Consider the following 24,045-nt stretch of genomic DNA (forward strand, 5'->3'; position numbering starts at 1 on the left):
ACGGTGGGTCTGCCGGGGTTTATTCGAGTGGGCGATACAGAATTCGAATCTGTGACCTCTACGATGTCAACGTAGCGCTCTAACCAACTGAGCTAATCGCCCGCGTGTTTTTTCAGGCAGACGGCACGGTCGCCGAGGCGGGGTGTCGTGCGGCGGTCTGCTGCGGTACCGAGTGGGATCGGACGTCGGAAGCTGAAACTTCAGCTTTCTCCGTCGATCGGTCGGTTGCGTAGTCTGTAGCGATCGCGACGCGTCGTCAAGACGCCTTGGCGAAGGATCGAAAAAACTTCGGACTTGCCCCGGAAGTGGTGCAGGCCTAAAAATGGAACCGCGGAATTCGAGGGTTCCGCCTCCGACCCCGCTTTCGTCTTCCCCTGGCCGCCGAGATGTCTCGATTTTTTGCCGGAATGTTCTGCGGCGCGCTGCTGCTGTTCGTCGTCATGCACTATCACATCGTGCGTGGCAACAACGGCGTCGTCTTGGTGCCCAAGATCAGCAACAACCTGGCGGGAATCTACACCGACATCCGCGCCTTTGATCTGCAGGACTGGCAGAGCCACAAGGCCTTGGCGGCGGCGATCATGCGCAGCAATCAATCCGATCTGCTGGAAGATTCTGCCCACCGCAGTTTCGGCGATGCGATGCGTCGCGTCGTCGACGACGTCTTCGGCGGGTAACGGCAACGCCAAGCCGCGCGGTCGGCACGATTGGCACGTTCGCTCTGATCTTGGCGACCCGTCGTTGGGCGGCGTCATTGATGGCATGCCAGACGCAATGCCGATGGATCTATCACGGTTTGCCGCTTGCTGGACGACCCCCAAGGCGATTTACACAGAGCTCGATCCATGTCTTTCTATCGAAATCGATATTTCCTCAGTGGAATCCTGCTGATTCTGCTCGGGTTGCAGTTTCGTCGCGTCGAATCCTTCGTGCTCAACGAACGCTCCACCCGGTTCGTCGCGCGGATGACCAATACCCCATTGGTCGACAATTCCACGACGCTGGGTTCGATTTTCGAGCCCGTCACTCCGGTGCCACGAAAACGTGTCACCCCCCCGCGTTGGCTGGGGCTGTCCATGATCGCGTTCGGTTGCGTGATCACGTTTCACTCCTTCGTGATCCCCCGCCACCGCGAGGGCTAAGCAACCGGCAGCGGACGTGAAAACGACGTCTCGGCAAGAACGGGGCGACACCGCCGCCGGCTGACCGGGCGTCGCCCCCTGATCGAGACGTCTTGTGATCCTTGCTCACCCCGCCCCCGATAGGGGATGGGTGATGGACGCCCCTGTGAGGCGTTGCCGTTGCCCATCGACGCGTCCATCGCAGGCGTTGCGCGGCACGTGATTGTTTGCCCTGCGTGTCCTTTTTTGATATGCTTTCATGAAGTTGAGTGCAGAAAACACTGAGTTTTCGCAACAACGTCGTGTGGAATGAAGCAGTCGAAAATGGCTGTGGGTGCCAATGGCACCACAGTTCTGGCACTTGGTCCAGTTCCTTGCCCTAACACCTGAGAACGCATCGCACCGATGACTCAAGCAACGGCAGTTGAGATCCATTTCCACGACTGTTCCCTGGTCGTGTCGCCTTCGCTGAAGGTGATCAACCGTCGAAAATCGGCCCGAAAAATTTCCTCCAAGGTGAACGATGCGCTGGATCAACCGCGCGAGCACATGGTGACCGACGTGATCGTTGATCTCGGACAGGTGACCTGGATCAGTAGCGCGGGGCTGAACGAATTGATTCGGTTGCGGGCCCAATCGCGAGCCTCAGGCATTCACCTGCGTCTGCGTTCACTCAATGAAGCCGTTCGGGATGTCTTTCGCATCACACGACTGGAACGGATCTTTGAATACGAAGGGAATCCGGAGAACGAACCGGTGGCCGTGGCTGCCGCAATCGAATCCGATCTGGACCACTCGGTGCAGGCACCGATCTCTGTCTGACGTCGGCCCCACGCTGAACTCCTCTGCCGGGGGGGGGGATGGTCCCCGAGGGCACTGACGCCGTTCGCCGAAGGGCGCGCGAGCCGTCGTCGTAAGCCCAAGACCGCGAAGTAAAGCATTGCCTCCTTGTGCTGGGGCCCGTAGGCTCGCGCCAAACGGCTAATATTCGTTTGAGATCAGCCGGTTCGCGTCTGCGCGAGCGGCCTGTCCGTTTGTCTTCACTTAGCGGGAGCGGTTTCAAGCCATCACGCGTTAGCCAGAGCCCACCCGGCGCCCCTCGCTCACGTGTCGCGTCTGAGATGATCGACTGTAGGAAGACGATCAGCCGTTTGGCGGGGGTCCTGTGGACCTGCTCTGCTCCGAATCCGCGCTGACGGCTCAGTCACGGGACACCAACGCGATGTTGCTATTTGATCGAAGAGGGCTCGGCGGAGAAGCGTTGCTGCACGGTCGGTTGACCGATCAATTGCCAGTAGGTCAGCGCGCCGAGGGGCCGCGGAATGAGCTGGGGCCGCTGGGTCGCCGGCAGTCGGTTGCGGACGAGCTGGTACAAATCCTGCAGCATCGACGGCGCGTCGCCGTAGTAGCTGTGTCCGAGCAGGCTGAGGTCGATGCCACTGACATCGATGGTTTCAACGCCCGGGACCACCACGATGTCGTCACCACTCTCACCGGCGCGGGGGTACCCGTGGACTTGCTTGGATGCGATCAGTGCTTGATCGTCGGAGGAGGCATAAAGGGTGACGTGCTCCGCGATGGACGTCAGCGCGGGTGCCAAGTCGCGGCGGAACCGATCGGCGTCCACGTCGGGCGCGGCTAGCACGACGCGGTCAAACAGGGGAGACGGTTCGGTGTCGAATTGCTGCTGCCATCCGATTTCGACCAGCGCCCCGGCCGTCGGCCGATTCCCCATGCTGTGGGCGACGACGTTGATCGAACGCGCACCGCTTTGATGAGCCAGATCGAGCAGGAATTGTTTGAGATGCGTTTGAGTCCAGGCGGCATTGTTCTCATCGACGGTGTAGCCCAGCAGCGTGCCTTGGCTGGGCCAGCTGTAACACACCGGAACACCCTCGAAGGGAAGGTCGACTGCGATCTGGGCGGTCCGCCGGATCGCTGATTGGAAGTCAACGTTGTAGCCGTGAATGAAGACCAGCAAGTCTTGGCTGGGCGACAATGCGACGGTCTCGGCGAGCCGTCGCTCAAAATCAGAATCGGAAAGTTCGACCGCACTGGTCAGGACAATGTGTTCCTGCTGGTCTTCGCGAATTTCAAATCTCAGCAAGCTGGGTCGCTCGACCATGCCGCGTTGGTGCGTGTCCGGCACCGTCACTTCGGCGATCCCTTTGACCAGCGTTCCCCGGTCTGCGTTGTACGTCACCCCGTGTTTTTCGATGCTGGCGGTGCCGGAGAGCAAGACGGCCGATGCGGCCAAGGCGGAAACGACGCCGAATGTCGAGAACCCTAGGGCGGCTGGGGAACGGCGTCGCAGCGCGCTGAATCCGGCGAGGGCGAGAAAGACGATGGAAGAACCGCCCAACAACACCAGGGCGTCGCGGTTGCCGGTGACGTTGTAGGCGGACAAGGCAACCGAATCTCGCTGGCGATCGGTGGCATAGTAAACGGCCACGGTCGCGAACGCGCGGTCGGCGTCGTGGGTCGCGCCGGCGGGAAGCGTTGCAAAGGGGCCCGTCGGCGTTGACTCGGCAACCCGGGCGGCCATCGGCGGGGGCGGCGGAAGTGCAAGTGAGCGGGGTGCCATCTCGGACGAAAACGCCATCGACGGCTCGGGTTCTGACTCAAACGCCGAATCGGCGAACTGCGGATCTCCCTGTTCGATCGCGGGGGGCAGGACGCTGATTTCCGGTGTGGCTTCCGGGACGACTGCGACGTCGGGATCGACCTCCGGAGCCGGCTGAATCGCTTCGGCCTGGGCGTCCGGTTGCTCCATCGCCTGACCGCCCCGCTCGCCGGAGCAGCCGGCAAAGGTCAGCAATGCCAGCAAGACGACGCCCAACGGGAAGAATCGCTGTAACAGGAGGCCTTGCGAGACCACCTTTCGGGCGATGCGGTGGCTGGAATCAACCTTCAGTCGGGCGGAATCGGCTGGGGCAGGATCGATCGGGTCAGAGAGCATGATGGAGTGACCTTGGGGCAGGGATTGGTCATTTCACGGTTTGCCCGTAGGCTCGGGCAGAAGCAGCGCTCGGGCGCTTCGGGCGACATGCCTTCGATACTCTGCCGAAACGGTCCAGGTCGATGGCAATTGCGGCAGATCAATCTTTACCCGCTCGTAGGTCTTTCTGTTTACTACGCCAAACCGCCTTCTCAGCCCTGCCTAAGAGTGTCGACGAATGGATTCGCACCGTCTGCCAGCCAGCCTGCCAGCCAGCCTGCCAGCCAGCCTGCCAGCCAGTCTGCCCGCCAGCCTTCCAGCTCATCAGCCCGCTTCCGTTTCAGCGTCTGTGATCATGACAACGTTTCGGTCGCCCCATTATCTCCGCCAAGTGCTCCAGGGGTTTGCCAACCAGACCTGTCGAGACTTTGAGATTGTGGTCGGCGAAGATGGCCGGACGGAGGAGACGCGCGGGGTGATCGACGAGTTTGCCACCCGCACGGACTTTCGAGTTCGTTATGTTTCTCAGACCCATCAGGGATTTGGGAAAACGCGGATCCTGAATCGTGCCATCGACGCGGCCCAGGGCGACTACTTGATCTTCACCGACGGCGACTGTGTCCCGCGCCGCGACTTTGTCGCCGAGCACCTGCGGCTTGCCGCGCCGGGCCGATTCCTGTCTGGCGGCTGCTATCGGCTGAAACGTGCGTTGACCGATCGAATCCTGGCCGGCGACGTCGCGTACCACGATTTCACCGACCCCGTGTGGCTGAAACAGAACGGCGACGACGTTCCCGCCAAATGGCTGTGGATTCAAAACCGACCGGTTCTGGCCAAGGTGTTGGACCTCGCCACCACGACACGCCCGACTTTCAACGGCCATAACGCGTCAGCTTGGAAAGCGGATGTCGTCGCGGCCAACGGGTTCAACCATGAAATGCGGTATGGCGGCCTGGATCGTGAACTCGGGGAACGATTGGAGAATGCCGGTGTGTTGGGCATGCAAATCCGCCACCGTGCGGTCTGCTATCACCTGGACCATGACCGCGGCTATGTCAACGACGAAGACTGGCAGCGCAATCGAGACATCCGCCAACGCGTCCGGAAACTCGGCATCACGCGGGCACCGCAGGGGTTGGACCAGATCCAGGCGGCGGCTTGAGGGATCGAGTAACGGGAATCCAAGACGATGGCAGGCCAGATGACAGGGGCAAAACGATAGGGGCAAGACAATAGGGGCAGAACACTGATGGGATGGCAGAATGATGGGAAGGCAGAATGACGGGAGATAGGGCGACGGGGTGGTTGGATGCGGTAACGCTCAGCGGCGATGGGGTTCGACTCGAGTTACTCGATCCACGCCATCACGACGAGCTTGTTGAATCGGCGCGGGACGGTCGTCTGTGGGAACTTTGGTACACGAGCGTCCCTGAGCCCGACGCGATGGCTGGTGAGATCGAGCGTCGGCTTGATTTGTACGCGCGGCGGTCGATGTTGCCGTTTGCGATCGTTGATGAGGCATCGGGCCGGGCGGTCGGAATGACCACATACATGAACGCCGACGATGCGAATCGACGCTTGGAGATCGGGTCGACGTGGTATCGCCAATCTGTTTGGCGCAGCGGACTGAACACTCTGTGCAAGCGACTTCTGCTGACGCAGGCGTTCGAAACGATGAATTGCATCGCCGTCGAGTTTCGCACGCACTTCTTCAACCGCCGCAGCCGTGTCGCGATCGAACGCCTTGGCGCGAAGCTGGACGGGGTTTTACGCAACCACCAGATTTTGTCCGACGGGACGCTTCGAGACACGTGCGTCTATTCGATCCTCGCCAGCGAATGGCCGGCCGTCAAAACGCATTTGACGTTTCTGGTGCAGCAACGCGGCGAATAGTTGCCGCCACTGGATCAACCGAATTCGCGTTTTCGAGCGAATGCTGGGCAGGGCCCGTCGGCTCGCGCCAAACGGCTGATATTCGTTTGACATCAGCCGGTTCGCGCAAGCGTAGGCGCTGCGACTCCGTTTCTTCTGGCTTGTGGCCCGTCGGCTCGCGCCAAACGGCTGATGGTCGTTTGAGCTCGGTACAAACGAAACGACCTCTCCCGAAGGAGAGGTCGCGTGGTGATCAATCGGGGTCGGAAACCGCTTACTCTTGCTCTTGCGTTTCACCAAAAATCAGCATGCCCGAAAAGCTGGGCGCCTTGGCTGAGTTGTAGGTGTAACCGGCTTTGAGCGCTTGCTCGATCCGCATGGAGACTTCATGAAGATGGGCCCGTGAGTAGGCGTCCATTTTCTTTTCGCACTTCTTCAGTCGCATGTCGATCTTCTTCATCAGATCGACCAACTGCATGCGTGCCAGGTCACCGATCGGCTTGTAAGCCGCCGCGCCATCGTTCTTCTCCAGGATCAGATCGATCAACCGTTGGACATGCTCTTGCTGCAGGTTGCGGCGGAGCGAGCTGATCATCGGCTGGCGATTGCTGCGGTTTTCCGGGCAATCGGATTCGAGTTCCGTCCAAGCGGCATTGCTGATCGTGGTGAGCAACTCGGGCAGCGTCAGCGCATCGTCTTCGGCGGGCAGCCGAAGTTCGTTGTCATAGACGCGACGCAGCGTCGTGGGGCTCATCAACCAGGTCAGCGCGGAAGCTTGCAGGCCGAGCACACGGTCGTGGATCGGCCAGGTCGCTTCACCGGACGTCCCGAAGTGGGCACCGCCATCGAGCCATTGATCGGACGTCATTCGTTCGAGCAACTTGGGCGTCAAACCGAAGGCACTGTCGTTGAACGTCTGGTCGATCACAAACTGCATCGCTTCACGTTGCTGTTTTGCCGGGACGACGACGACCGGGGGTCGATCGTTCGGATCCCCTTTCTTGTCTCGGTTGACGAACGCTCCGCCGACCCAATTGGCCATCATGCTTGCCGCACGGGTTTGGATCGATAGCGTCAATTCGTAGCCGCGACGTGCCTTGGCCCAGCTGTCACCGTCTTTGACAAACTTGTCCAAGATCCGCTCGCGATAGAGCTTGACCAGTTTCATCTGCTCTTGAGCGTAGTCGAGCGGATTGGCGGAGAAGTCGTAGCGGCGGGCGAGCGGATCGGGACCGTTGGTGTCTTCGTCGGTTGCGTATTGCAACTCCGGTTCGACGCAACGTTTGAGGATCGTGGGCAACGCCTTTTCGTCAAAGGTGTAACCGTATTCGATCGCCCAATAGTCGTACGGCCCGATGTCGATCATGGTGTAATCGCCTTGGACGTCGCCGCTTTCATAGCGGAAGTTGATCGGGATGTAGTCCATCACCGAAGCGGTGAAGACTTCTTTGCCCTTGAGTTCTTCGCTATTGATTTTGTCGAGCGGGTGCAGCGCCGAGCCTTTGAAGTTGTGACGCAATCCGAGGGTGTGTCCGACTTCGTGAGCCACCAGGTCGGCCAACAGCGGTCCGACGAACCAATCCGGCATGCCGTCGAGCATGTCCACCGAATCGTCTTTCTTCTCGTCGTCCTTTTTCTCGTCGTCGTCTTTCTTCTCAGCGTCGTCGTCCTTCTTGTCGTCCTTGTCGTCGTCTTTTTTGTCGGCGTCGTCGTCCTTGTCGTCGGCGTCATCCGCGTCGTCCTTGTCCGACGCTTCGTCGTCCTTTTCTTTCTCGTCGTCCTTCTTGTCTTTCGCGTCGGCCTTGGGTTTGTCTTCCATCATGGCCAGTGCCCAATCCATTCGCGCGACCGCGAGGTCGAGGCTGCGGGCGTTAGCGGCCATGCACATGCCGTTCTTTTGGCTGAGGTGACCGATCAGCCCGTCAAACTCATCGTCGCCGATCAGTGACGAATCGGCGGCGGCCATCGAGAAACCCGCGTAGGGTTTCTGCGCGTCTTGGGCGATCTGTTGACGAACTTGCGCGACCTTTGAGGGGGAGGTCATTCGGACGCGTGGGTCCCAGGACGGGTGCTCGCTGAGCCAAGCCAACGTTTCCGGGCTGGCCCCTTCCATCGCCAACTTGGGCAGCAGGTCGTCGTAGTTGTAGTTGTAGTAGCGGATCCAGCCGTCGGTCAGAATGATATCGGCGTCGAGGATCTCACCGGTCATCGGGTGGACGCGGCTGGGGCCGATCGCGGTGCCGATGTCATTGTTCAGCCAACGGATGAAGTTGTAGCGAACGTCTTCGGGGTCCTTTTCCATGTGGGCGCCGCTTTGGGCGTCCTGGTAACGGACTTCGATCGCGTCGACGATGCCGACTTTTTCAAAGGCTTTGTTCCAGTAGTCGACACCGGCGCGGATGAACCGGCGATAGCGGACCGGGGCGGTGTGTTCGACGTAGAAAATGATCGGGTCTTTGGGCGGACTGAGCTTCAGTTTCGAATCGCGTTTTTCCAAGTTCCAGCGATTGATGTAGCGAATCCGCGTCTCATCGTCGGTGTACTTGCTGAGGTCGGAGTAGGTGGTGGTGAAGAACCCGACACGTTGGTCCGCCAAACGCGGCTTGAATCCGCTGGACGGATTGGGGACTTCGCTGAAGGAGTAGTGCAGGGTTTGAAAGCGGCCGGCGGCACCGACCGTCTCCAGGGCGACTTCCACGTTGGACGGGAAGACCTTGATCGACTCAATTTTTTTGATTCGCGAATTCGAGATACGGACACTTCGTCCGAAGAAGGTGCTGGCGTTGCCCAACAAGAGCGAGTCCAGATCAATGACCGGACCGCCCGCACTGCCCTTGGCGACGATCGGGATGTCGAGCAGGACTTTGTCGGTGAACAAGCGGGCGACCGATGCCTTGGACTCCGGATCGCCGGTGGCACGGATCGACAGGTTCGGCGCGATCAGGGCAAGCCGATCGTCATACTGCCGCCACTTGACGACCAGTTCCCCGGATTGCAATCCGGCATAGGTGTCACCGCTGCTGACCGTCAGGGCGATGAAGTAGCTTTTGGTCGCGAAATTTTTCGGCAGTTCGGCCAGCAGCTGAGCGTCTTTGGTCCGCTGCCAGACGTTGAAGAAACCCTTGCGATTCTCCTGGTCGGAGACTGGGACTTGTTCGTAGCCCTCGGAAACTTTGTCAAAAGTGGGCAATTCGGCCGCTGAAACGCGACGTTCAGCCGCAGATAGAGTCAGCAAAAAAACAAAACCGGCGACGGCGTATTTCATTCCAGGCACTCGAGCATCAGGTGAAAATGGAAACGAAGCAAGCGTAGGTCACGCTTTGGGCGGGGCTGGGGTCGGCGGGCGCCGGCAGGCCGTTATTCGGGCCAGGATTCACAAGCCAGGGCCATCAGGCACCTGCCGGGGCGCGATCGGGTAGCGGACCGTGAAAAACCCTCTCGGGTCGAACCGGCAAAAGCTGCCCAGACCAAACAATTGATTGTACCGTTTTGAACATGGAACGTGGGATAGTTTTTACGAATCTGCGGCCGAGATCGGTTCTGCCGAGGGCCCGCATTGCGGTCGCAGCCGGAGGGCGTCGTGATCGGTTGGGGGGCCGCTGTGGCTTCCAAACGCTTCGCTGTGGCCTCCAAACGCTTCGCTGTGGCTTCGACACGTCATGCCGGGCCGGCGCGAAAACCGCCCCACGGACCGCGGGTTCCTACCATGCCAAGGATTGACTGGTTTTGGTTCCCCATCAACAATCCTTGAGACGCTCCGGGACAACACGTGGTTCCCGAATTCCAATTACCAGGCATTTCTCACTGCAAGGCCACGATGAATCCGCTCCAACAACAAGACCCCCAAACTTGGGACGCCATCCAGGACGAAGCCCGCCGTCAGCGCGATGGGCTGGAAATGATTGCCAGTGAGAATTACACCAGTTTCGCGGTCATGCAGGCCGCCGGCAGCGTGTTGACCAACAAGTACGCCGAAGGCTACCCCGGTCGCCGCTACTATGGCGGTTGCGAGCACGTCGACGTGGTCGAATCGCTTGCGATCGAGCGGGCCAAGCAGCTGTTCGGTGCCGAGGTGGCCAACGTCCAGCCCCACAGCGGTTCCCAAGCCAACACGGCCGTCTACCTATCCTGCCTGAAACCCGGCGACAAGGTTTTGGGGCTCGATTTGGCCCAAGGCGGTCACTTGACGCACGGCATGAAGCTGAACATCAGCGGCCAGCTGTACGATTTCCACTCCTACGGCGTGACCCAGGACACGAATCGATTGGATTTTGACCAGATCGCCTCGCTGGCCCGCGAACACAAGCCGAAGCTGATCGTTGCCGGTGCGAGTGCCTATCCCCGCGAAATCCCCCACGACAAGTTCGCCGAGATCGCCGAGGAAGTCGGTGCGCGGCTGATGGTGGACATGGCCCACTACGCCGGATTGGTGGCCGCGAAGATTCACAACAGCCCGGTCGGGTTGGCCGACTATGTCACCACGACGACCCACAAGACGCTGCGTGGCCCCCGCGGCGGCTTGATCCTGTGCAAGGAAGAACACGCCAAACTGATCAATCGAAACGTCTTCCCCGGCACCCAGGGCGGTCCGCTGATGCACGTGATCGCGGGCAAGGCGGTGTGCTTCGGCGAAGCGTTGACCGATGAGTATCGGACGTACGCCCAGGCCGTGGTCGACAACGCCAAAGTCTTGGCCGAAACGCTGATCGCGGCCGGATTGCCGCTGGTCAGCGGCGGCACCGACAACCACCTGATGCTGGTCGATGTCACCTCGGTCGGCCTGGGCGGGAAAGTCGCCGAATCCGTCTTGGACAGCTGCGGGATCACGGTCAACATGAACATGATTCCGTTCGACAAACGCAAGCCAATGGATCCGTCTGGGATTCGAATCGGCACGCCCGCGTTGACCACACGGGGCATGGGCGCCAACGAAATGCGTCGCATCGGTGTCTGGATCCATAGCGCCCTGTCCAACGCCGAAGACACCGAGTTGCATGCCCGGATCCGCGGTGAAATTCGCGAAATGTGCGAAAGCTTTCCGGTTCCGGCGGATCAAGAGTCCCATGCGACGATCGCTTAAGCGGTCGTCGCAAGCCCGCCGCAGGGCGCCCCCACCCCGTCACTTCCATCGCCCCGACATCCCGCACGCTGACCATGACTGATCCGACCTTGCCGGAGGGAACTCATCGCATCCTGATCGCCGACGACAACGTCGCCAATCGCGAGTTGCTCGAAGCCTACCTGGCCGAGATTGATTGCGAAATCGAAACCTCCGTCGATGGTCAAGACACGCTCGACAAAATCGCGTCCTTCGAGCCCGACGTGGTGCTGTTGGATGTGATGATGCCCAAGCTGAGCGGTTTCGAGGTCTGTAAACAGATCAAAGACAACCCCGAAACGTCACGTGTCATGGTGCTGATGGTCACGGCGCTCAACGAGTTGGGTGACATCGAACGCGCCGTCGCCGCGGGGACCGATGATTTCATGAGCAAACCGGTGCAAAAGGTCGAGCTGCTCAAGCGTGTCGAGAACATGCTCAAGCTCAAGGGCATGAACGATGAACTGAAGCGATTGCAACAGTACATCCAGGCGATGGAAGACGCCCAGCGGGCTTCGTGAGCTTGGGTTGATTGGGCAAGTCGTTCCGCCCTCATCATTCTGCCCCGAATCATTCTGCCTTCTTTTTCGTCGCGACGACGGTCGCGCGAATTGGCCCCGGGTAGCCTTCGATCGTCTTGGATGCGTCTTCTGGGTCCAGAAAATCGGCGAGCGACTGAAAGGTCATCCAGTCCGTTGAACGTTGTTCATTCGTGTCGGTCGGGGTGATGTCAATCGTTTTGATGTCTTCGAAACCAGTCCGACGCAACCAGCGAAACAGCATCTCCGGCGACGGGATGAACCAGACGTTTCGCATCTGCGCGTAGCGGTCTTCCGGAACCAGCACGCTCGGCTGGTCGTCTTCAATGATCAGCGTCTCAAGCACCAGTTTGCCGCCGGGGACCAGGGCACCGGCCAGACTTCTCAAGTGATCGATCGGACTGGTCCGGTGATAGAGCACGCCGGCGGAAAACACGACGTCGAACGCGCCGAGTTTCTCGGGCAAATCGGTGTCGACCATCGGCAGCACGAAATTGCGACGTGGCCCGGTCTCGTATCGATCGAAGACTTCGAACTGCATCAAGAACCGCAGGATCGGGTCGAGCCCCATCACGATCGAAGCCCCCGCCTCCAGCATCCGCCAGCCGTAGTAGCCGTTGCCGCAGCCCACGTCGAGCACCGATTTCTGCTTCAGATCAACGGCCCGAGCGATGCGATTCCATTTCCAATCGGACCGCCATTCGGTGTCGATCGGCAACCCCAGAAACTCGAACGGGCCCTTGCGCCAGGGATGAAACCGCATCAGGGTTTCGCGTAGCGCGATGGGATCGACGTCCGGCCCGACCACCCGCACCCGAGAGTCGCTGTAGTCCAGGTGGCGACCTTGGGCAGGCGGCAATTCAGCCAGCGCGGCCACCCAACGTTTCAAATCCCCGTTGGTGGGTTGGTTTAATCGCCGCGCACAGATTTCGGCGACGGAATCTGCAAAGGCGTCGTGCCCGCGCTGTCGCAACCATTGGTCCAGAGGCCGGCGATCGAACCAGTCGGGGAGCGTGGGGGTGTCGCGGGGCATCGGGGACGCAAGCGTCAGGTTGAAGCGGTCGTCGATTTCACGGCCAGGATGGATGCAAAATTAAAACATTGGAACCAGGGCGCGACGACGTCGAAGCCGACGTCCTTCAGCCGATCCGTGTGCGTGGGGATCGATTCGGGGATCAGCGTGTTCTCCAGCGAGGTCCGTTTCTGGGCGATCTCCAGTTCGCTGTAACCGCAGGCCCGTTTGAAATCCAAGTGCAGATCGGTCAGCAGGGATTGTTGCCCGGGATCATCGAAGCACACTTTTTCACTGAGCAACAGCCCGCCGCCGGGCACCAGCGCATCGAAGCACGCTTGGAGCAATCGGTGTCGCTTTGTCGCGGGGACAAATTGCAGCGTGAAATTCAGCACGATCATTGAAGCGTCGGACAGGTCGATGCCACAAAGATCGGCCAGATGAAGCTCGACAGCGCAGGCATCCGGGCCGCCGGGTTCCTGGTCCAGCCGTTTCCGCAGTCGGTCGATCATGGCGGACGAGTTGTCGACCGCGTGAATCGTTGCGCTCGACGGGGCCTGGTTGCGAATCAGCAGCGTCGCCGCGCCGAGCGAGCAACCGAGGTCGTAGACGTTGGTATCGGGGCGAACGAATCGGCCAGCCAATTGTTCGATAACGGAAAGGATGGACGCGTATCCGGGGACCGATCGCGAGATCATGTCGGGAAAAACGTCGGCAACATCGGCGTCGAACTGAAACTGCCCGACACGGTCACGCGGCAAGGAGTAGAGATTGTCGCGAGACATCAGTCATCGCCACTGGCGCTCGGAGGCTTGAACGAGATTTCCTGCCATTTGATGCCCTTGTCCATCGGCTCAATCTGCATTTTCAGGAACCCGTTTTGATACAGCCGGACGGTGCCGGTGGACTGGCTGACGACGATCGCGACGGCTTTGGTGCGGCGTGTGATCGCGGCGGCGGCCCAGTGGCGTGACCCCAGACCCTTGGACATGTTCAGATCTTCGTGCAGCACTTCCAGCATTTGACGACTGCGTTCGATCGTGCCATCGGCATTGATCAGAAACGCACCGTCCAACTGGGAGAGTTCTTTGGCGTCTTCCTGAACCCTGGCGTCAAACAGATTGCGTGCTTTTTTGTTGTAGCCGCGGAACGGGTCGACGCCGCTATCGCTGGCATGTTTAAGCACGCTGCGGGTGTCGCCGACGACGAACAACGCCCCGACCGGTTTGCCTTCGCGGCCTTCCACACCGATCTGGACAGCCAGATCGACGACGACCTTCAACGTTTTCAGCGGGACGCTGCTTTCGAGTGATTGCAGGTCGCGTGTCGTCAGCCGACGCATCCGCTCGTCGAGTTTCAGATGGCTGATGGAGTCCAGGCGGCCGGAGGTGAATCCGCCATAAATCGCGACGATTTCGTCGTTGGGTTTGATGAACTCATCGGCAGCCGCTTCCAGCAGGGCGTGCTGCAACCGCTCCAACAGCGGTGCTTTTTCCTTGTTCAGCGCGACCGGTTTCAGTCCGGCTTCGGCGGCCCCGTCCAATTCTTCGATCGAGTCGACGGCGACGATCAGGGGTTTATCAAATCCATTCTTGGCCATCAGCTCGGCCAAACGCTGCCAATCGGTCGCCCCTTCGAGCAGCAAAACGATTGCGTCGACAGAAATCGCATTGACCAACGTCATCGCCGATGTGAGCATCGCCGTGTTGTGTTTGGTCAATCGGAGAGTTGCCATAGCGCCGGAGAGATCAGATGGGAGGGCAAGAAGCGTGGTCCCTAAACTGTAGCTCACCGTTAAAATCCCGCCCAGCCAGCGCGCGTGTTCCGCCCCGTTTTTTTCGGTTTGCCGTAACGTTCAAACACACCATGACGGCATCGGTTCCGGTCACAGAGATGGTTTGCGGCCGACGCACCGAGAGCCTAGACTCGACAGCATGAGTACGGTGCGAAAACACGATTTCATTTCGGTCCAAGACTACCTGGCCGGTGAGGAGCTTGCTGACCAGCGTCACGAATATGTCGCAGGGATCGTCTGCGCGCAGGCCGGCGAGACCAACCGCCACCATGCGATCGCGACGAACGCGACCGTCGCGCTCGCAAACCGACTTCGGGGAACCGCCTGCCGGGCGTTCAATTCGGACACCAAAGTACGAATCCGAAACGCGGCGGGCACACGGTTTTACTATCCCGATGCCATGGTCGTTTGCCGGACCAACCCCCCGGGTGAATCGTATCAAGACGAGCCCGTGCTGATCGTCGAGGTCATCTCGGAGACCACTCGCCGAATCGATGAGGGCGAAAAACGCGAGGCCTACCTGGAGATTCCGTCGTTAGCCGGTTATGTCTTGGTCGAGCAGTCGTCGCATTCAGCAGTCGTCTATCAGCGCGACGGGCAAGCGGGTGGCGATCAAGCGTTTCACCGATCGATCGTCAGCGGGCTTGATGCCGTGATCCGGATTGAGGAGATCCCACTGGAACTTCTGCTTGGGGAACTTTACGACGACGTGGTGCTGGGAGAAACGGACTCTCCGGGTCGATCATGAACGGGACGTTTTTCGCCTCCAGACGACTCGCCTCCAGACAACCGGAACGATGGGTCGTCCCCCTGGTCGCTGTCAGCCTGATCGCGTTGCCGGCGTCGATCGGCTGTCGTGATCAATCGGCAACCCCGGTTCCGGCGGAGCAGACGGGAGTCGCCGCGGCAGCCGAAGTCGACTTTGCCAGCCAACTCGCCCGCGGGCGTTCGGGGCATTCCGATCGAATCGCACTGTCGCATACGCCGATCGACAACAAGTTGCTGAACGCATTCACCAGCGGAGACGATTGGCTGGAGGTGCTGCAACTGGATGCCGGCGTGATCGGCGACGAGGGAATCGAATCGATCGCCGCGTTGCCCCAGCTGTGGCACTTGCGATTGCGAAATTCGCCGGTGACCGACCGGGGGCTGAAGACGATTGCCCGGTGCGCTTCGATTCAGATTCTGAACCTGCCCCACTGCGACGCGACGGCCAGTGGGGTCGCCGAGTTGGCGGCGTTGCCGGATCTACGCAACCTGCGTTTGGGTGGGGCGCGACTGGGATCCGACACGGCCGCCTCGGTCGCGGGGCTCAAAAGTCTGCGAAACGTGCACCTGATCGGTGTGCCGATCGACGACCAGGGATTGCGGCAGATCGCTTCGCTGCCCAAACTCCAGTCGCTCTATTTGGACGATAGCGCGGTGACGCAGTCGGGGTGGGATTGGTTATTCGAGACACACCCGCGGCTGCACGTTCACGTCAACCAACAACATCTCGACCGTGTGAATCAGAATCATTGATGAACGACAGAATCCGGAAACTCAGTGGCCAGCTTTCGACGTTGCAAGCCGACGCGATCTTGGTGACCAACGAGATCAACGTCACGTATTTGACCGGTTTTACCGGCGACAGTTCGTCACTGTTGGTAAAACCGACCGGCCAGACGATGCTCAGTGACGGTCGTTACAAAGAGCAGCTCGAAGAGGAGTGCCCGGGGTTGGCCGTTGAAATCAAATCGCCGGCGGAAAAGCCGATCGATTTCTTCACCCAAGTCGTGGCCGGATCCGGGGCGACTCGCATCGCGGTCGAGGCCGACCAGCTGACCGTTGCGCAGCTGAGTCAGTTCAAAAAGCACCTGCCCGATGTCGAGTGGATCGAGACTTCGGGTGTGATCGTCGGCCATCGCATGATCAAAGATGCCGAAGAGATCGAGATTCTGCGCAGCGCAGTGCGGATCAACGAGCGGGCGCTCGAATCGATTTTGGCCAAGCTGGGCCCAGACTGGACGGAACAGGAGATCGCCTACGAGCTGGAGTCGACGATTCGGCGGTTGGGCGCGACCGGGTTCAGTTTTGAACCGATCATCGGCGCCGGGCCTGGGGGTGCGAAACCGCACTACCGCAGCACCCAGACGGTGATCGGCGATTATTCGACGCTGCTGGTCGACTGGGGCACCAAGCTGGGGGGCTACGCGAGCGACATGACCCGCAGTTTCCATTTCGGAAAACCGCCGGCGCGTTTTTTATCCGCCTACGAAGCCGTCTTGGAATCTCAGCTTGCAGCGATTGATGCGATTGGTCCTGGCGTCGATGCGTCAAAAGTGGACGCGGCGGCACGAAATGTCCTGAAAAACGCGGGACTAGACGAATACTTTGTGCACGGACTCGGCCACGGGGTGGGACTAGAAATCCATGAAATGCCGCGACTTTCGGCGGTCAGCGAGGACGTTCTTGCCCCAGGCATGGTGATCACCGTCGAGCCGGGCGTGTATTTTGGTGGCGAATTCGGAATCCGCATCGAGGATGACGTTTTGGTGACAGAGACTGGGTACGAGGTTCTCAGTCAAATGCCAAAGGGACTCGATGATTGTGGGCTGATCCTGTAAAACCTCGCCCAATCTTTTTTTTTCGCGATCGAGATAGGCATGAGCAAAGGCAAACAACCGGGCGACAACGTCTTCGATTTGGAACGCATCCGTGACATCGTGAAGCTGATGGAAGAGCACGATTTGACGGAGGTGGATTTGCAACAGGGTGACGACCGGATCAAACTCGGTCGCGGTGGTCCGGCGGCGGTTGCCCCGGTGGCGGCTCCGGCACCGGCGGCCCCCGCGGCGGCGGCACCGGTTGCATCGGCAGCAGTCGACGACGGATCCATCACCATCAACGCGCCGATGGTCGGGACGTTTTATTCCAAGGCGAACCCCGAGTCAGAACCGTTCGTCCAAGTGGGACAGATGGTCAGCCCCGATACGATCGTCTGCATCGTCGAGGCGATGAAGGTGTTCAATGAGATCCCCGCCGAATGCAGCGGCAAGGTCCTCGAAGTCTTGGTGGCCGATCAACAAGCGGTCGATTTCGGAAAGCCGATGTTCCGGATTCAACCCAACCCCTAATCACCCCTCGGCCTTTCAGTCATCGCGTCGGCCCGTTGCCAGCGGGTCGCCGGGGTGCCAACCGTCGGATTCAACGCGACCGCGATTCCCCCACGTCGCCGCGCCGCACCACCTCCGGGTACGTCAGAGAAAGCTGTGTTTCAGAAAGTATTGATCGCCAACCGCGGCGAAATTGCGGTTCGAATCATCCGCGCCTGCCGCGAGATGGGTATTAAATCCGTCGCCGTGTATAGCACCGCCGACGCCGATTCGATGCACGTCCAGTTGGCCGACGAAGCGTATTGCGTGGGCGGACCGAAAAGCTCCGAAAGCTACCTCAAGATCGACCAGATCATTGCGGCGGCCGAGGTCAGCAACGTCGATGCGATTCACCCCGGTTATGGCTTTCTGGCCGAGAACGCGCATTTCAATGAAGTCTGCCGCGAGAGCGGATTCGAGTTCATCGGTCCGAGTCCGTCGGCGATGGAGAAGCTGGGCGACAAAAACACCGCCCGCTCGATGGCGATTGCCAGCGAGGTGCCCGTGGTGCCCGGCAGCGATGGACTGATCGAAGACGACAAGGCGGCGATCACGACGGCCAACCAGATCGGGTTTCCGGTGCTGATCAAGGCGACCGCCGGTGGCGGCGGCAAAGGGATGCGGGTCGCTGAAAACGCCGAAGCACTCGAGAAAGCGCTCTCCCAGGCCCGCACCGAAGCGCAAGCGGCGTTCGGCAATGGCGGCGTCTACCTGGAACGCTACATCGGATCCCCGCGTCACGTCGAAGTCCAAGTGATCGCCGACCAACACGGCCATGTTTGTCACTTGTTCGAACGGGATTGCAGTGTCCAGCGTCGTCACCAGAAACTGATCGAAGAAGCCCCCAGCCCGAATCTGCCCGACGAAAAGCGAAAGGCGATTTGTGACGCCGCCGTCCGCATGATTCGCGGCGCCAATTACAGCAACGCCGGGACGGTCGAGTTTATCGTCGACCAGAACGACGACTTCTTCTTCATCGAAGTCAACGCGCGAATCCAGGTCGAGCATCCGGTGACCGAAATGATCACGGGCGTCGATTTGATCAAAGAACAGATCCGCGTCGCCGCCGGTGAGGAACTGTCGTTTACCCAAGATCAGATCGTCGTGACCGGACACGCGCTGGAGTGCCGCATCAATGCGGAGAACCCCGACAAGAACTTCATGCCCAACCCCGGAAAGATCACCAAGTTCTATGCGCCCGGTGGCCTGGGCGTGCGATTCGATTCGCACGTCTATGGCGGCTACACCGTTCCGCCGCACTACGATTCGATGATCGGCAAACTGATCGTGCATCGCCCGACGCGTGAAGAAGCGATCGCGACGATGCGCCGCGCGTTGGCTGAAATCCAAACCGAGGGCATTTCGACGACGGCCAGCTTCCACGAAAAGGTACTTCAGCATCCCGAGTTCGTTTCGGGCAAGCACGACACCAAGTTCGTCGAACGCGAATTCACGGGCAAATAATCTCTTGGAAAACGCACTGATCGGATGGCTGATTGCTTTGGCGGTGATTCCACCGATGGCGATCAGTCTGGTCAGTCTGTATCCGGTGCGTCGTAACGCCGTGCGACTGGGCTTGGTCGCCGAACCGGTCGGCCATAGCACCCACACCCGCACAACGCCGCTGGGCGGCGGGATCGGCATCTGGCTGGGCATCATGATCCCGATGACGCTGGGCACCGCGTTGGTCTTGTTTTCCAATCGCATCCCGGCGGTCGCGGGCACGCTGCCCGAATCGATCGTGGGCTATTTCGACGGCATCTCGTCGCGTCTGGCGCAGCTCTGGTGGCTGCTCGGTTCGGCCACGGTGCTGTTTGCACTAGGGATTTGGGACGATCGACGCGGCGCCCCCGTGCTGTTGCGGTTGGGCGTGGAATTCGCGGTCGCGGCGTTCGTGGTGTATTACTTGGATTTCGGTTTCACGGCGTTCATCGGCGCGGCCTGGCTGACCAAGTTGTTGTCGGTGGTTTGGATCGTGGCGGTGATCAATTCGTTCAACATGCTGGACAACATGGATGCGCTCAGCGGAGGTGTGGCCGCGATCATTGCCACCGCGATGGCTGCGGTGATGCTGACCACGCCGAGCCCTGGTTCGACCGAACCGCAGCTGTTTGTCGCCGGATTGCTGTTGTCGGTTGCCGGATCGTTGTTGGGATTTTTGTGGCACAACCGCCCGCCGGCGAAGATTTTCATGGGCGATGGAGGCAGTTATCTGGTCGGTTTTTTGATCGCCGTTTCGATGTTGATGGCCACCTTTGCCAGCCCGCCGCGTCCGCACGCGGTGCTCGCGCCGCTGTGCGTGATGGCGATCCCGATGTACGACATGACCACCGTGCTTTGGATACGCATCCGCGAAGGCCGCAGTGTGTTCGTGGGAGACCGCAGCCATTTTTCACATCGGCTCGTTGACTTGGGGCTTTCCCGAACCCAAGCCGTTCTGACCATTCATCTGGTCACCGCGACCTGCGGATTGGCGGCGCTGTTGCTGGTGCACGTCAGTGTGCTGCAAGCGGTCGCGGTGCTGGGAATTGTTGCTTGCATGTTGTTGTTGGTCGTGATCTTGGAATCGACCGGATGGCAAAAACAAAGCAACGATTAAAACCGCGAAAACCGACGGCCGCCGGAGTGGTCGCGTCCTCGCCGCCGCCAGCCCCGCCGCCGCCGACGGCTGAGAGCCTGACCGGTGAGACTCCGATGTGGGCGATCTGGTGTCGACGGATTGCCGCCGCCGTGTTGGGCGGGCAAGTGATCTATGTCGCGTACTTTCCCAGCGATAGCGTGCTGGTTGAATCCGGTGATGCGCTGTGGTTTTGCGCGCTGTCGCTGATCGTGTGGACGCTGACGATGGCGACGCAGCCCTACATCAAAGCGTTGCGGCCGCCGGGCGCGGCGAAGGATCCACGTACGGTCTCGGCGCTATTGGGGAACGGATTGACGCTGGATGTTCTGGTCTGGACGTTGGCGGCTTGGATGATGATCGCGGCGCTGGCGTCGTGCCCGCCGGGGAATCTGCGCCAAGCGACCAATGAAGCTTGGGTCTGGATTGCCGCAGCCGCCGTGTTGACCGCGGCGCGACGCTTGTTGGTTGATCGTCCCAACCGGGCTGCCCTGTTTTCGCTGTGCTGTGCCGTCGCGACGGGCATGGCGGTGCATGCGTTGCATCAGCAATGGATCAGTTTGCCCCAGATCCGGGCCGAGTACCTGGCCGACCCCGATGCCGTGCTGCAGGCCGCAGGCGTCGACGCACCGGCCGGATCGGCACAGCGGATGGTGTTTGCCAACCGATTGCTCGACGGCGGCCCGACGGCCACGTTCGCGTTGGCCAATTCGTTGGCAGCAGTGTTGCTGGTCGTCGTGTTGGCTCCGCTGGCCATACTCCGCGGCGGTAGCGCTGTGAATCAATCGGGGGCGGACGTCCGCTCAGGTTGGTCTCGTGCGTTCCTGCTGCTCCTCTCGGTGCTCGGCGTTGCAGCGTTGTTTGCCACCCGCAGCCGCAGCGCGTTGGTCGCTTGCCTGTTGGCCGGCCTGTGGATCTGGATGCGGGGCGGGCGGTCCGGCGAAGTCAAACGCGTCAGGCTGATTGCTGGCGCGGCGCTGTTGGCCCTCTCGATCAGTGGCGTCGTCCTGGTTGCCCTGCTGCTGTGGGGCGACGACGAGTGGATGGCCGCGGCGCCGGCATCACTCGAATTTCGATTGCAGTATTGGAAAGCGACGGCGCGATTGCTGTGGGATCATCCCATCGTGGGAGCTGGCCCGGGCGGGTTCCAGGCGATGTATCTGCGCTATCGACTACCGATCGCCAACGAGTCGATCGCCGACCCGCACAACTTTTTGTTCGAGACGCTGGCAGCCGGCGGTTTCGTCGGCGGCTGGCTGTTGACATTGGCGTCGATCGCCTGCCTGATGACGTGTCGGCGCACCGCGACGGGTGCCGGGACTTCTAGGACAGACGCAAGCGATGATGTGATCGAAGACAGCTTGGCGGGCGAAACGCAGGTGGTTTCGCGCTGGATGATCGGCGGTGCCTGCTCGTCGCTGGGGTTGGTGTGGAGCTTCGCTTTGATTTCCGGTCAGCTGCCGGACCTGCAGGCCAGTGTGTTCGCCGTGCCGGTTGCCGTCGCGGCAGGGTGGCTGACGCATCGATCGTTGCGTGACGCGTCGACCGCGCAGCTGCGTTTGCTGGGCAGTTCGATCCTGTTGGCGATGATGACCCATCTGACCGTCTCCGGCGGCTGGACGGTTCCGGGCGTGGCGATGGTGATCTGGCTGGCCACCGGTTCGCTCTGCACCGTCGGCCGGCTTGGTGATCGTGGCAACCCGACAGGGCAACGCTGTAAAGCATTTTTTAGCGGTAGGGCGCGAGCCCTCCGGTGTTTCGGGAACGATGAGGGACCGGAGGGCTCGCGCCCTGCCGCTAACACCTCGTCAAGCGCAGGGAATAAATGCTTCACAGCGTTGCCGACAGGGGCTTCGACAGCCGTCGACAGCAAACGTCGTGGGAAATCGGCGCTGGTGGCTTGGAGTGTCGGCGCGGTTTTGTTGCTGTGCCTTCGATCTGAATCGATCATCCCCGTCCAGCAGTCACAGCTTGCCCTGTTGCGTGCCGAGGACGCGGCGCGGCGTGGGTTGCTTTCCCGGGTGGAATCGGAGAGTCGCCGTGCGGTGGAAGCCGACGACTGGGGATTTGAGGCCCCGCGTTGGCGTTCGGAATTCTTGCGTGGCCGGCTGGTGGAACTCGGCAACGATCCGGCAGTTCGAGCACAGTGGGTCGCCTCGCTGGAGACCTCCCTGGATCGGGCGGGTGTGAACCCGACGATGCTGCGGGCGGCCGGCGAGCAGTACCTGCACCTGTATCAATGTTTCGGTCAAACAGCCGATTTGGAATCCGCCGAGCGTCTGATTGCGCTGGCGTTGGAAAACAGCCCGACCGATTTGTCGTTGGTCGCCCAAGCCGCGATGATCGCCCACGAACGTTCCGACCTGACGCGGGCGCGTGAATTGGCCGAACAGGCACGGTGGTTGTCGGCGTTGGGCGGCAACGTCGTCCGCGATTTAGGACTGCAGCAGATTCTGGTGGTTGAAAAAATGGGTCTGGCCGCGCGGCGGCGTCCAATCTCGGCATCGATCAAGGATCGATTTCAGCAGCGACTTGGCGGCGGCGGCGAACCAGATTCACAGCCAAACCGTAACAACGAAACCTCGGAATAGAGAATCTCGTCGAATAGGTTTGATCGTGAATAAATTTTGGCTCTTGCTCGGTCTCGCGTTTGTCATCGGAACCACCGGTGCTTGGACGATGAACTACATGGAATACGGCCACCGCGAGGCGTATTTCGGTGAAATCACGATGGACGGCAGCGTGACGGCCGACAACGTGATGGCAAAGCTGAAGGAATATCACAGCGATTCGGCTGCTCGAGCCGAGTTGGCCGGAGAGCCGGTGCACGATTTCGGTGCGATGTCACCGAATTCCAAGGGGTCTCACCAATTCATCGTCAAGAATGTCGGCGATGGCGTGTTACGTTTGGAGCTCGGGGCGTCGACCTGCAAATGTACACTCGGGTCCTTGAAGAACAACGAACTGGCGCCCGGCGAATCCACACCGATCGAGCTGGAGTGGACCGTTTCGGGTGACAAAACGACATTTGAGCAATCGGCGGAGTTGCGGACCAACGACCCGCTGCAGCCCGCGATTCGTCTGGTGGTTCAGGGCTTGGTGATCAGCGACATCGAATTCGATCCGAAACAGATTGCCTTCGGTGAGGTGCCGGCGGCCGAACCGTTTGAATTCTCGACCAAGATGTACAACTATTACGCCACGGACATTGAGCCCCTGTCGGCGAAATTTGGCAGCGAGGAGCTGACGAATCTGTCCGAGGTCGAGTTTGAGCCCTTCGAAGTGACCGAAGCCGATGGCTCTCACCAAAACGCCCGTCAGGGATTTCGCGTCACCGTCCGCGTCCAACCCGGTCTGCGCCAGGGGCCGCTAGTCACCAATCTCCAGGTGAACTTCAAGAAACTCAGCGACGAATCGAGTGACGCCGCCACGGACAGTCAAACGGAACCCGAAGTTTCTGAAGACACCTATGTTGCGGTTGCCGAGTGCGCCGGTCGGGTGATGGGGGCGCTGACGATCATCGAGTCTTCCGCCATGAAGAGCACCGACGGCGGGGGGTACATTTGGAGCCTGGGCCGTTTGGATGCCAACGACGACCTTGAGAAAAAATGTCTTGTGGTTCTCAAGGGTAGCGAGAAAGACTCGACAAACCTTACGATTGGGGAGACTTACCCAAGCGACGTGATTGAGGCAAAGTTTGCCGCGCCCCTGGGCAAAGGCCAAATGAGGCTTTTCCCGCTCGTTCTGACGCTAAAACCCGGCGATCAGACAATCGACTTGCTGGGTAAAAACAAGGACGACTTCGGTTGGCTATGGATAGAGTCCGATAATCCGAAGGTGAGCCGCATGAAAGTGGCGATTAAAGTTTTGATCGAACCGAGACCCTAGCCTCCGTCGCAGCCTGGCTGCGGCAAATCTT

Annotated in this window: 20 protein-coding genes and 1 tRNA gene; 15 read left to right on the forward strand and 6 right to left on the reverse strand. The window is 60.2% G+C overall.

Annotated elements, in window-relative coordinates; all coding sequences use genetic code 11:
- Positions 1-28: 28 nt before the first annotated feature.
- Positions 29-102 (reverse strand) — tRNA-Val (locus tag TBK1r_RS10270).
- Between the two features lie 284 nt (positions 103-386).
- Here TBK1r_RS10270 and TBK1r_RS10275 point away from each other — a divergent pair.
- The 3 genes from TBK1r_RS10275 to TBK1r_RS10285 all read left to right on the forward strand — a co-directional run bounded on the left by TBK1r_RS10275 (position 387) and on the right by TBK1r_RS10285 (position 1,943).
- On the forward strand, positions 387-677 hold the full coding sequence (locus TBK1r_RS10275; protein ID WP_145209718.1) for a hypothetical protein: 291 nt from the start codon (positions 387-389) through the stop codon (positions 675-677).
- A 168-nt stretch (positions 678-845) separates the two neighbouring features.
- A complete protein-coding gene (locus TBK1r_RS10280) occupies positions 846-1,142 on the forward strand; it encodes a hypothetical protein (protein WP_095741834.1) in 297 nt (98 codons plus the stop codon).
- Positions 1,143-1,526: 384 nt separating this feature from the next.
- Entirely contained in the window at positions 1,527-1,943 is a 417-nt protein-coding gene (locus TBK1r_RS10285; RefSeq protein WP_145209721.1) for an STAS domain-containing protein, read from the forward strand.
- Between the two features lie 406 nt (positions 1,944-2,349).
- On the opposite strand, the gene TBK1r_RS10290 is transcribed toward TBK1r_RS10285, so the two are convergent.
- Positions 2,350-4,080 (reverse strand): alpha/beta hydrolase, encoded by a 1,731-nt coding sequence (locus TBK1r_RS10290; protein WP_145209723.1) that lies wholly within the window; start codon positions 4,078-4,080, stop codon positions 2,350-2,352.
- A gap of 334 nt (positions 4,081-4,414) precedes the next feature.
- Between TBK1r_RS10290 and TBK1r_RS10295 the strand changes: the two genes are divergently transcribed.
- Both TBK1r_RS10295 and TBK1r_RS10300 read left to right on the forward strand, forming a co-directional pair.
- A complete protein-coding gene (locus TBK1r_RS10295) occupies positions 4,415-5,221 on the forward strand; it encodes a glycosyltransferase (protein WP_419581195.1) in 807 nt (268 codons plus the stop codon).
- A gap of 116 nt (positions 5,222-5,337) precedes the next feature.
- Positions 5,338-5,952, forward strand: a complete 615-nt coding sequence (locus tag TBK1r_RS10300) for a GNAT family N-acetyltransferase (protein WP_145209726.1) — start codon at positions 5,338-5,340, stop codon at positions 5,950-5,952.
- Between the two features lie 253 nt (positions 5,953-6,205).
- Here TBK1r_RS10300 and TBK1r_RS10305 read toward each other — a convergent pair whose 3' ends face one another.
- Positions 6,206-9,196, reverse strand: a complete 2,991-nt coding sequence (locus TBK1r_RS10305) for a zinc-dependent metalloprotease (RefSeq protein WP_145209729.1) — start codon at positions 9,194-9,196, stop codon at positions 6,206-6,208.
- A gap of 552 nt (positions 9,197-9,748) precedes the next feature.
- Between TBK1r_RS10305 and TBK1r_RS10310 the strand changes: the two genes are divergently transcribed.
- Together TBK1r_RS10310 and TBK1r_RS10315 are read left to right on the forward strand one after the other, a co-directional pair.
- Complete coding sequence (locus TBK1r_RS10310) at positions 9,749-11,011, forward strand: serine hydroxymethyltransferase (RefSeq protein ID WP_145209731.1); 1,263 nt, start codon at positions 9,749-9,751, stop codon at positions 11,009-11,011.
- 74 nt (positions 11,012-11,085) lie between these two features.
- Positions 11,086-11,550: a response regulator gene (locus TBK1r_RS10315; protein WP_145209734.1), complete on the forward strand. Its 465-nt coding sequence runs from the start codon at positions 11,086-11,088 to the stop codon at positions 11,548-11,550.
- Positions 11,551-11,599: 49 nt separating this feature from the next.
- On the opposite strand, the gene cmoB is transcribed toward TBK1r_RS10315, so the two are convergent.
- From cmoB to TBK1r_RS10330, 3 genes are read right to left on the reverse strand one after another with little or no spacing between them, the layout of a single operon-like run.
- Positions 11,600-12,601 (reverse strand): tRNA 5-methoxyuridine(34)/uridine 5-oxyacetic acid(34) synthase CmoB, encoded by a 1,002-nt coding sequence (gene cmoB / locus TBK1r_RS10320; RefSeq protein WP_145209737.1) that lies wholly within the window; start codon positions 12,599-12,601, stop codon positions 11,600-11,602.
- 14 nt (positions 12,602-12,615) lie between these two features.
- Positions 12,616-13,365: a carboxy-S-adenosyl-L-methionine synthase CmoA gene (gene cmoA, locus TBK1r_RS10325; RefSeq protein ID WP_473772499.1), complete on the reverse strand. Its 750-nt coding sequence runs from the start codon at positions 13,363-13,365 to the stop codon at positions 12,616-12,618.
- On the reverse strand, positions 13,365-14,315 hold the full coding sequence (locus TBK1r_RS10330; RefSeq protein WP_145209743.1) for a DNA integrity scanning protein DisA nucleotide-binding domain protein: 951 nt from the start codon (positions 14,313-14,315) through the stop codon (positions 13,365-13,367). The genes cmoA and TBK1r_RS10330 overlap by 1 nt, the downstream gene beginning before the upstream one ends.
- Positions 14,316-14,514: 199 nt before the next feature.
- Between TBK1r_RS10330 and TBK1r_RS10335 the strand changes: the two genes are divergently transcribed.
- From TBK1r_RS10335 to TBK1r_RS10370, 8 genes are all read left to right on the forward strand, one after another.
- On the forward strand, positions 14,515-15,123 hold the full coding sequence (locus TBK1r_RS10335; protein WP_145209746.1) for a Uma2 family endonuclease: 609 nt from the start codon (positions 14,515-14,517) through the stop codon (positions 15,121-15,123).
- Positions 15,120-15,896 carry a leucine-rich repeat domain-containing protein gene (locus TBK1r_RS10340; RefSeq protein ID WP_145209749.1) on the forward strand — a complete coding sequence of 259 codons (777 nt, stop codon included), beginning with the start codon at positions 15,120-15,122 and terminating at the stop codon, positions 15,894-15,896. The genes TBK1r_RS10335 and TBK1r_RS10340 overlap by 4 nt, the downstream gene beginning before the upstream one ends.
- Positions 15,896-16,981 carry a M24 family metallopeptidase gene (locus TBK1r_RS10345; protein WP_145209752.1) on the forward strand — a complete coding sequence of 362 codons (1,086 nt, stop codon included), beginning with the start codon at positions 15,896-15,898 and terminating at the stop codon, positions 16,979-16,981. The genes TBK1r_RS10340 and TBK1r_RS10345 overlap by 1 nt, the downstream gene beginning before the upstream one ends.
- A gap of 39 nt (positions 16,982-17,020) precedes the next feature.
- The gene (gene accB / locus TBK1r_RS10350; protein WP_145209755.1) at positions 17,021-17,491 is read left to right on the forward strand and encodes an acetyl-CoA carboxylase biotin carboxyl carrier protein; all 471 of its coding nucleotides are present in this window, start codon (positions 17,021-17,023) and stop codon (positions 17,489-17,491) included.
- A gap of 135 nt (positions 17,492-17,626) precedes the next feature.
- On the forward strand, positions 17,627-18,973 hold the full coding sequence (gene accC, locus TBK1r_RS10355) for an acetyl-CoA carboxylase biotin carboxylase subunit (RefSeq protein WP_145209758.1): 1,347 nt from the start codon (positions 17,627-17,629) through the stop codon (positions 18,971-18,973).
- A gap of 55 nt (positions 18,974-19,028) precedes the next feature.
- On the forward strand, positions 19,029-20,108 hold the full coding sequence (locus TBK1r_RS10360; protein ID WP_145222396.1) for an MraY family glycosyltransferase: 1,080 nt from the start codon (positions 19,029-19,031) through the stop codon (positions 20,106-20,108).
- Positions 20,084-22,717 carry an O-antigen ligase family protein gene (locus tag TBK1r_RS10365; RefSeq protein ID WP_145209761.1) on the forward strand — a complete coding sequence of 878 codons (2,634 nt, stop codon included), beginning with the start codon at positions 20,084-20,086 and terminating at the stop codon, positions 22,715-22,717. Before TBK1r_RS10360 ends, TBK1r_RS10365 begins: the two co-directional genes overlap by 25 nt.
- Before the next feature lie 25 nt (positions 22,718-22,742).
- Positions 22,743-24,014 carry a DUF1573 domain-containing protein gene (locus TBK1r_RS10370; protein ID WP_145209764.1) on the forward strand — a complete coding sequence of 424 codons (1,272 nt, stop codon included), beginning with the start codon at positions 22,743-22,745 and terminating at the stop codon, positions 24,012-24,014.
- Positions 24,015-24,045: the final 31 nt, after the last annotated feature.

This window comes from Stieleria magnilauensis (assembly GCA_007753675.1).
Taxonomy (GTDB): Bacteria; Planctomycetota; Planctomycetia; order Pirellulales; family Pirellulaceae; genus Stieleria; species Stieleria magnilauensis.

Coding starts and splice junctions, on each gene's coding strand:
- TBK1r_RS10275 (WP_145209718.1), top strand. CDS start 387: ATGTCTCGATTTTTTGCCGGAATGTTCTGCGGCGCGCTGCTGCTGTTC.
- TBK1r_RS10280 (WP_095741834.1), top strand. CDS start 846: ATGTCTTTCTATCGAAATCGATATTTCCTCAGTGGAATCCTGCTGATT.
- TBK1r_RS10285 (WP_145209721.1), top strand. CDS start 1,527: ATGACTCAAGCAACGGCAGTTGAGATCCATTTCCACGACTGTTCCCTG.
- TBK1r_RS10290 (WP_145209723.1), bottom strand. CDS start 4,080: ATGCTCTCTGACCCGATCGATCCTGCCCCAGCCGATTCCGCCCGACTG.
- TBK1r_RS10295 (WP_419581195.1), top strand. CDS start 4,415: ATGACAACGTTTCGGTCGCCCCATTATCTCCGCCAAGTGCTCCAGGGG.
- TBK1r_RS10300 (WP_145209726.1), top strand. CDS start 5,338: ATGACGGGAGATAGGGCGACGGGGTGGTTGGATGCGGTAACGCTCAGC.
- TBK1r_RS10305 (WP_145209729.1), bottom strand. CDS start 9,196: ATGAAATACGCCGTCGCCGGTTTTGTTTTTTTGCTGACTCTATCTGCG.
- TBK1r_RS10310 (WP_145209731.1), top strand. CDS start 9,749: ATGAATCCGCTCCAACAACAAGACCCCCAAACTTGGGACGCCATCCAG.
- TBK1r_RS10315 (WP_145209734.1), top strand. CDS start 11,086: ATGACTGATCCGACCTTGCCGGAGGGAACTCATCGCATCCTGATCGCC.
- cmoB (WP_145209737.1), bottom strand. CDS start 12,601: ATGCCCCGCGACACCCCCACGCTCCCCGACTGGTTCGATCGCCGGCCT.
- cmoA (WP_473772499.1), bottom strand. CDS start 13,365: ATGTCTCGCGACAATCTCTACTCCTTGCCGCGTGACCGTGTCGGGCAG.
- TBK1r_RS10330 (WP_145209743.1), bottom strand. CDS start 14,315: ATGGCAACTCTCCGATTGACCAAACACAACACGGCGATGCTCACATCG.
- TBK1r_RS10335 (WP_145209746.1), top strand. CDS start 14,515: ATGAGTACGGTGCGAAAACACGATTTCATTTCGGTCCAAGACTACCTG.
- TBK1r_RS10340 (WP_145209749.1), top strand. CDS start 15,120: ATGAACGGGACGTTTTTCGCCTCCAGACGACTCGCCTCCAGACAACCG.
- TBK1r_RS10345 (WP_145209752.1), top strand. CDS start 15,896: ATGAACGACAGAATCCGGAAACTCAGTGGCCAGCTTTCGACGTTGCAA.
- accB (WP_145209755.1), top strand. CDS start 17,021: ATGAGCAAAGGCAAACAACCGGGCGACAACGTCTTCGATTTGGAACGC.
- TBK1r_RS10360 (WP_145222396.1), top strand. CDS start 19,029: ATGGCGATCAGTCTGGTCAGTCTGTATCCGGTGCGTCGTAACGCCGTG.
- TBK1r_RS10365 (WP_145209761.1), top strand. CDS start 20,084: ATGGCAAAAACAAAGCAACGATTAAAACCGCGAAAACCGACGGCCGCC.